Source organism: Streptomyces sp. NPDC002130 (genome assembly GCF_040296465.1).
Classification (GTDB): Bacteria; Actinomycetota; Actinomycetes; order Streptomycetales; family Streptomycetaceae; genus Streptomyces.
In genome coordinates this window covers 1-7,551 of sequence record NZ_JBEOXI010000331.1, presented here as the reverse complement: position 1 = coordinate 7,551, position 7,551 = coordinate 1, and the positions used below count along the sequence as shown (strand labels likewise).

5 protein-coding genes and 1 pseudogene are annotated in these 7,551 nt (G+C 73.2%); 4 read left to right on the top strand and 2 right to left on the bottom strand.

Translation table 11 applies throughout. The features are described 5' to 3' along the window. Window positions 1-136: 136 nt before the first annotated feature. On the top strand, window positions 137-1,486 hold the full coding sequence (locus ABT116_RS37205; RefSeq protein ID WP_351643439.1) for a sugar porter family MFS transporter: 1,350 nt from the start codon (window positions 137-139) through the stop codon (window positions 1,484-1,486). 34 nt (window positions 1,487-1,520) lie between these two features. Here ABT116_RS37205 and helR read toward each other — a convergent pair whose 3' ends face one another. Next, window positions 1,521-3,680, bottom strand: a complete 2,160-nt coding sequence (gene helR, locus ABT116_RS37200) for an RNA polymerase recycling motor ATPase HelR (RefSeq protein ID WP_351643436.1) — start codon at window positions 3,678-3,680, stop codon at window positions 1,521-1,523. A gap of 203 nt (window positions 3,681-3,883) precedes the next feature. On the opposite strand from helR, the gene ABT116_RS37195 reads away from it, so the two are divergent. Continuing rightward, entirely contained in the window at window positions 3,884-4,759 is an 876-nt protein-coding gene (locus tag ABT116_RS37195) for a Gfo/Idh/MocA family protein (protein WP_351643433.1), read from the top strand. Between the two features lie 21 nt (window positions 4,760-4,780). On the opposite strand, the gene ABT116_RS37190 is transcribed toward ABT116_RS37195, so the two are convergent. Then, window positions 4,781-5,668 carry a GNAT family N-acetyltransferase gene (locus ABT116_RS37190; protein WP_351643430.1) on the bottom strand — a complete coding sequence of 296 codons (888 nt, stop codon included), beginning with the start codon at window positions 5,666-5,668 and terminating at the stop codon, window positions 4,781-4,783. A 315-nt stretch (window positions 5,669-5,983) separates the two neighbouring features. Here ABT116_RS37190 and ABT116_RS37185 point away from each other — a divergent pair, with 315 nt between their 5' ends. Next, entirely contained in the window at window positions 5,984-7,102 is a 1,119-nt protein-coding gene (locus ABT116_RS37185; RefSeq protein WP_351643428.1) for a PP2C family protein-serine/threonine phosphatase, read from the top strand. Window positions 7,103-7,276: 174 nt separating this feature from the next. Next, window positions 7,277-7,480, top strand: a pseudogene (locus tag ABT116_RS37180) (hypothetical protein); the annotation flags it as partial. Window positions 7,481-7,551: the final 71 nt, after the last annotated feature.

The window sequence follows — 7,551 nt, the reverse complement described above, 5'->3', positions numbered from 1 at the left end:
ATCGAATTTGTGCGGTTTTGTCCCTGGTGTGCTCTGCCTATCGGCCGCGCCCTGGCCCGCCTGGGGCGCCCCCCCACCCCCCCCCCCCCCGCCCGGGGGGCCCGCGCCCGCCCCGCCGCCGGCGGTCTCACGGCGGCTGCGGGTCATCACGATCATCGCCACGTTCGGCGGTCTGCTCTTCGGCTACGACACCGGCGTCATCAACGGCGCCCTGCCCTACATGACCGAGGACCTCGGCCTGACCCCGGTCACCGAGGGCATGGTCACCAGCTCGCTGCTGCTGGGTGCCGCGCTGGGCGCGGTGGCCGGCGGCCGGTTCTCGGACGCACGCGGCAGGCGGCGCACCATCCTGCTGCTGGCGGTGCTGTTCTTCCTCGGCGCCCTGGGCTGCACGCTCGCCCCGACGACCGCCGTGATGGTGGTCGCCCGGTTCGTGCTGGGTCTCGCGGTCGGCGGTGCCTCGGTGACCGTGCCGGTGTATCTCGCCGAGGTGTCGCCCGCCGAGCGGCGCGGCGCCCTCGTCACCCGCAACGAGCTGATGATCGTCACCGGTCAGCTGCTGGCGTTCACGTGCAACGCGATCATCGCCCGGCTCGGCGGCGAGTCCGGCGGCGTGTGGCGCTGGATGCTGGTCATCGCCACACTGCCGGCCGTGGTGCTGTGGTGCGGCATGCTGGTGATGCCGGAGAGCCCGCGCTGGCTGGCCTCCGAGAGCCGCTTCGGCGAGGCCCTCGGCGTCCTGGAGCAGGTGCGGTCGCGGGCCCGGGCCGAGGCCGAGCTGAAGGAGGTCTCCGCGCTCGTCGGCAAGGACGAGCGGGAGAAGCTCGGCGGCTGGCAGGACGTCAGGAACACGCCCTGGGTGCGCAAGCTGGTGTTCGTCGGGTTCGGCATCGCCGTCGTGCAGCAGATCACCGGCGTGAACACGATCATGTACTACGGCACGCGGATTCTCACCGACGCCGGTTTCGCCGCCGACAGCGCGCTGACGGCGAACATCGCCAATGGCGTGATCTCGGTCCTGGCCACCTTCGTCGGCATCTGGCTGCTGGGCCGGGTGCCGCGCCGCCCGATGCTGATGACCGGTCAGGTGGGGACGACCACCGCGCTGTTGCTGATCGGCGTCTTCTCGCTGGTGCTGCCCTCCGGTGATGCGCGGGCGTTCGCGGTGCTCGCGATGACGGTCACGTTCCTCGCCTTCCAGCAGGGCGCGATCTCGCCGGTGACCTGGCTGATGCTGTCGGAGATCTTCCCGACGCGGATGCGCGGCTTCGGGATGGGGGCGGCGGCCGTGGTGCTGTGGCTGACCAACTTCGTGATCGGGCTGGTATTCCCGTCCCTGGTCTCCGGGATCGGGATATCCCCCACGTTCTTCCTGTTCGTGGCGGCGGGTGTGCTGTCCCTCCTCTTCGTGAAGCGGTACGTCCCCGAGACCAGGGGCCGCACGCTCGAAACGCTCGAGACCGAGCTCCGGGCGCGCTTTTCCTGACCGCCTTTCGAGGAGGGCCCCGGCCGGACGGAGGTCAGGAGCTGGTGAGGATCACGAGCTCCCGCGTCGCCCTGGTCATCGCCACATAGTGGTCGACGGCGCCCTCGACGCCTTCGCCGAAGTTCTCCGGGTCGACCAGCACCACCAGGTCGAACTCCAGCCCCTTCGACAGCTCCGGGGTGAGCGACCGGACGCGGGGCGAGGCCGGCCGGAACGCGGGATCGCCGATGACACAGGCGATCCCGTCGGCGTGTCCGGCCAGCCAGCTGTCGAGGACCGACGTCAGCTCCGCGGCGGACCCGTGGCGGACGGGGACGCCCCCGCTGCGGATCGACGTCGGCACGTTGGCATCGGGCAGGACGGCCCGGATGACCGGCTCGGCCTCCGCCATGATCTCCTCCGGAGTCCGGTAGTTGATGCTCAGGGAGGCCATCTCGACGCGGTCCAGCCCGACCCGCTCCAGACGTTCCCGCCACGACTGAGTGAACCCGTGCCGGGCCTGGGCACGGTCGCCGACGATGGTGAAGCTCCGGGACGGGCAGCGCCGCAGCAGCATCTGCCATTGCGCGTCGGTGAGTTCCTGTGCCTCGTCCACCACGATGTGCGCGAACGGCCCGGCGAGCCGGTCCGGGTCGGCGGTGGGCAAGGCGCTGTCGTCGACCAGGGAGTTGCGCATGTCCTGCCCGTGCAGCATGACCAGGACGCCTTCGCCGTCGTCGTGGCTGTGGGCCTCCAGCAGGTTGTCGATGACGTCGGCCATGCCTTCCTGCTGGGCGGCGAGGGCTGCCTCCCGCCGGCGCCCGCGCCGTGCGGCGTCAGGGTCGCCGAGCCGATGGCGTGCCGCGTCCAGCAGCGGCAGGTCGGACACGGTCCAGGCGTGCGGCTGCGCGCGTTGCAGGGTGCGCACCTCGTCGCGGTCGAGCCAGGGCGCGCACATGCGCAGGTAGGCGGGCACGGACCAGAGGTCCCCGACGAGGTCGGTCGCCTCCAGCAGCGGCCAGGCACGGTTGAAGACCGTGAGCAGCTCCCGGTCCCGAGACAGCGCCTTGCGGAGCAGGTCCTCGGGGGCGTCGCCCTCGTGCTTGTCCACGAGGATCGTGAGCAGTTCCTCCCAGACCTGGTCGCGTGCCTCGTTGTGCGGTGTGCCGGGTTCGGCCGCGTCGAAGGCCGCCGCCCAGTCGTGGGCGGCCAGGCGGATGTCGGACCAGTGGGTCGTGACCGTCATCGCCTCGGTGGGCGGCTCCTCGTAGAACCGGACGGCCTTCTCGATCGCCCGCACCATGTCCGCGGACGACTTCAGACGGGCCACCTCCGGGTCGGTCTCGGCCGCCGCGGTGGCTCCCTCGTCGACGAGGTCCGCCGGGATGCAGGTCTGCACGCCCTCCTCGCCGAGGCTGGGCAGGACGTCGGACACGTAGGACAGGTAGGGCCGGTGCGGGCCGACGAACAGCACCCCGCCCCGGCGGTGCTGCCCGAGGCGCGGGTCGGAGTGGAGGAGGTAGGCGGAGCGGTGCAGGGCGACGACGGTCTTGCCGGTGCCCGGGCCGCCGTCGACGACGAGGGCGCCGCGGGAACCGGCGCGGATGATGGCGTCCTGGTCGGCCTGGATGGTGCCGAGCACGTCCCGCATGCGGGGTGAGCGGTCGGTGCCGAGGCTCGCGATGAAGGCGGACTGGTCGTCGAGGGCGGCGTGCCCGGCGAACGCGTCGGCGGTGAACACCTCGTCCCAGTAGTCGCTGACCCTGCCGTCGGTCCAGCGGTAGCGACGGCGGCTGGTCAGACCCATCGGGTTGCCGTGGGTGGCCCCGAAGAACGGTTCGGCGGCCGGGGAACGCCAGTCGACCAGCAGTCGGCGCCCCTCGCTGTCCGTGAGGCCGAGCCGTCCCACGTACACCGGCTCGGAGCCGTCCGTGCCGACCATGTGCCCGAGGCACAGGTCCAGTCCGAAGCGGCGCAGGGCGCGCAGGCGCGTGGTCAGCCGGTGGATCTCGGCATCGCGGTCCATGGCCTGCCTGCCCTTGCCGCCGGGGGCCCTACGCTCGGCCTCCAGACGGTCGGACAGTTCCGCGATCGACTGCTCCAGGCAGTCGGCGACGGCGGCGAAGTGCCGCTCGTCCCCGGCGATCGACGCCGGGGCGGCCTTGTGCGCGAGGCGGCCGGGAAGATCGAACGCGCTCGTTGTCGCAGGGGTCACGTATGCTCCCGTTTCCGCAGGTCCTGGGCTTAGGCCGGATATTTTGCGGCAGACGGGGGGCCTTGCCGCAAGGCCCCCCGTGGGCTATAACTTGAGAAAGGCAAGGAGAGCACTCCTTGCCTTGTCTGTTGCCCGCCCCTGGTGCCCACCGGCCGTTTCCGTGTGGCACGCTCTTCGTCCTGGCAGCGTGGAGAGGCGGCGGCATGCGCATAGGACTGCTCGGCACCGGACCCTGGGCACGGATGGCCCACGCCCCCGCGTTGAGCGGGCACGAGAAGCTGGACTTCACGGGTGTGTGGGGCCGTCGCCCCGAGGCCGCGAAGGAACTGGCCGAGCGACACGGCGTCCGCGCCTACGACGATGCCGACGAACTGTTCGCCGATGTGGACGCGGTGGCCGTGGCCCTGCCGCCGCAGGTGCAGGCCGCGCTCGCCGCGCGGGCGGCGCGGGCCGGGTGCCATCTGCTGCTCGACAAGCCGCTCGCGCCGACGGTGGAGCAGGGACGAGCCGTGGTCGAGGCGGCCCGGGAGGCCGGTGTCGCCTCGGTCGTGTTCTTCACGACCCGTTTCCAGCCCGAGCCGGCGGCGTGGATCGCCGAACAGGCGGCGGTACCGGGCTGGTTCACGGCCCGGGCCGAGTGGCTCGGGGCGGTGTTCACCAGCGAGAGCCCCTTCGCGACGCCGTGGCGGCGGGAGAAGGGCGCCCTGTGGGACGTCGGCCCGCACGCCCTGTCCGTCCTGCTGCCGGTCCTCGGCGACGTGCGGCGCGTGACCGCGGCGGCGTACGGCCCCGGCGACACGGCGCACGTCGTCCTCGACCACACCGGTGGCGCGTCGAGCACCCTCACCCTGAGCCTGACGGCGCCGCCCGCCGCGGCCGGTGCCGCCGTGGAGCTGCGCGGGGAGGCCGGGGTCGCGGCGCTGCCGGACGGCTCCGACGGAGCGGTGCCCGCGCTGATGCGGGCCGCGGACGCGCTCCTCGACGCCGCCCGGACCGGCCACCCGCACGCCTGCGACGCCGCGTTCGGCCTGAGGGTGACGGAGATCCTCACGGCGGCCCAGGAGTTGCTGAACCCCTGAGCGCGCGGGCGGCCCTGCGTCCTACGCCGGTTCGAAGTTGAGCCGCTCCCTCACCACCGGGTAGCCGGCCTTGGCGAAGTTCGCCGCCATGGGGAAGTTGCCCTGGTCCGTGGCGGCGGCGACGAACTCCGCCCCCTGCTCGACGAGGAAGTGCGTGCACTCGGCCAGCAGGTCGTAGGCGTAGCCGTGGCCGCGGTGCTCCGGAAGGACGCCGATGAAGCCGATGCAGGGCCCCGCCGGGTTGTGGGCCGGGATGTGGATGCCGGCGAGGTCGCCCCGCGGCGTGTACGCCGCCTGCCACCACTCGCGCGGTGACGGGCACCAGTGGAAGAAGTCGAGTTCCTCCTGGGCCGCCCGGTCGAGCCCGCCCTGCTCGATGGCCTTGAGCGCGTGCGCGTCCAGGGTGGCGGAATGGATGCGGCGCAGTGCGTCGAAGAACACGGCGTCGTCGGGTTCGGCGCGGAAGTCCAGGCGCCCGGGCCGCTCGGGCAGGCAGCGGTCCGGGGTCCAGCGGTACAGGAGGCGTTCGACCAGGAGGTCGTAGCCAGCGGTCCGGGCGGCGGTGAAGCGGGTCTCGGCGGCGGCGCGCAGGGCCGGGTCGTCGCGCCAGCCGGCGGGCAGGTTCAGTTCCAGTTCGACCTGCCAGGGGGCGGAACGCAGGAGTGCGGCGCCCGCCTCCTCCTCGCCCTCGGCCACGTCGAACCAGTTGAGGTTGACGGGCTCGCTGTCGTCGGGGCCGCCCCACCAGGCGCCGCGGGCGACCACACGGCCGTCGCGCAGGGCCACGCGCTTCCAGTCGGGGCGGTGCCGGGTCAGCCGGTGGCCCTCACGGGCGCCCAGCGGGTCGGGCAGGGTGTCGAAGAGTGCTGCGTCGCTCGTGTCGAGCGCGCGGATGACCACATCGGTCATGGGGGTGTCCTCCGGGACGCATGCTGCTCGGAGCGCTCCCGGTCGGTCAGTCGCAGCACGCCGGGACTACGGGGAGGGAGCGCGGAAACGGTGTGAACTGCACGGCTCTGCCCTCCTTCCGCCGGTCTCGGGGCGTGGCGCGCCACACGCTACGGGAGCTCCGAGCGGGACGTCCATCGATTTGCGGCACGGTTGAACAGCCCCTCGAGAGGCGGTCGGGCCACGCCTGTCACCCTGGGTGGGGCCGGCACCCGCGCCGCACGTGGCGGTGCGGGCCCGGGTGCGGCGGCCGGTCGGCCGTAGCAGCGTGGTGGTGTGAGCAGTGTGCGTGGCCTCCCGGTGCGCCGGGACCTGGACCGGCGCGGCTGGCTGCGCGGCGCGCCCCCGCCCGGCTGGGCCCGGGTGCTGCCGTCTGCGCTGCTGGCGGGCGTCTGCCTGGCGGAGCTGATCGCCCCGGAGCCGCTCGACATCGGATTCCTGCTGGGCGCCATCCCGCCGCTGGCCGTGCTGGCGCACGGTCCGGTGGCGACAGCGGTGCTCGGCGCGCTGGTGGTGGTCGTGCTGACCGTGCCCGTCTTCAATCTCAACGATCCCGGCAGTACCGACCTGCTGACCGTGTGCTTCGTCTCGGTGCTGAGCGTGCTGCTGTCGTACGTCCGCTCCCGGCGGGACGCGCAGCTGGTCACCGAGCGGGCCGTGGCCGAGGTCGCGCAGCGGGCCGTGGTGCCGCCGTTGCCGGATCGGGTCGGACCGGTGCGGTGCGCTGGCCTGTACCGGGCCGCGCAGCGCGGGACCCTGGTCGGCGGCGACTTCTTCGACGTACGGGCGGGCCCCTACGGCGTACGGGCGGTCATGGGCGATGTGCAGGGGCACGGGCTGTCGGCCGTGGCGACGGTCGCGTCGCTGCTGGGCGCGTTCCGGGAGGCGGTGCTGGACCAGCCGGACCCGGAGGCGGTGGCGGCCCGGCTCGACCGGAGGCTGGCGGTGGACTCCGCGGGCGACCCGCACGCCGAGCTGTTCGCGACGGCCGTGCTGCTCGACTTCTCCGCCGACGCCCGGGTCGTGCGGATCGTGGCGTGCGGGCAGGCCGGGCCCCTGCTGCTGCGGGACGGCCGGGCCGTCGAGCTGGACGTCGAGCCGTGCACACCGCTGGGTCTCGGCCTCGCCGAGGCGGCCCCGGCCCGGGTCGTCTCGGTGCCGCTGAGGGCCGGTGACCGGCTCTTCCTCGCCTCCGACGGGGTGACCGAGGCCAGGGACACGCACGGGGTCTTCTACCCCTTGACCGAACGGCTGCCGGGCCTCGCCGCCGAGGATCCGGTCGCGCTGGCCGAGCGGGTCTGGACCGACCTCGTCCGGCATTGCCCGGACGTGCAGGACGACGTCACGATGCTGGTGCTCGCGCCGCGTCCGCGGGACGGGGCGGGCGGGGCCTGACATCAGCGTCACCCGGAGGAGAACCCCGCGACATCCATGGTCGTCCGAACGGGGTGCCCGGACCGCGACCGCGCTCTCCGGATGCACGCCGGGCTCCCGCGGGGAATGGTGATATCGGACCGGTTTTTCAGCACCGGGGCCGTCCCAGCGATCCGGACCCTAGGAGCAGAGAACATGTCGACGTCAGAGCCTGCCGCATCCCGGCCGCCCGAGGACCGCGCCACCCCGGACCGCCTGCTCCACGCCCGCACCGGCACCGACGTGTCGCCGGAGGACCTCGTCCTCGCCTCGGGCAAGGACCTCAACCCGCACACCCTCGAGTGGGCCAAGCGCAAGCTGGCGACGGAGGGACCTGCCGCCCTGGAGAAGCTGCTGCCCCGGGCCGCTGCCCTTCGAGCTGACGGTCGGGTCCGGCACCTGGCGCCGGCTGGTGCCGCGATCGTGGGTCC

Coding starts and splice junctions, on each gene's coding strand:
- ABT116_RS37195 (WP_351643433.1), top strand. CDS start 3,884: ATGCGCATAGGACTGCTCGGCACCGGACCCTGGGCACGGATGGCCCAC.
- ABT116_RS37190 (WP_351643430.1), bottom strand. CDS start 5,668: ATGACCGATGTGGTCATCCGCGCGCTCGACACGAGCGACGCAGCACTC.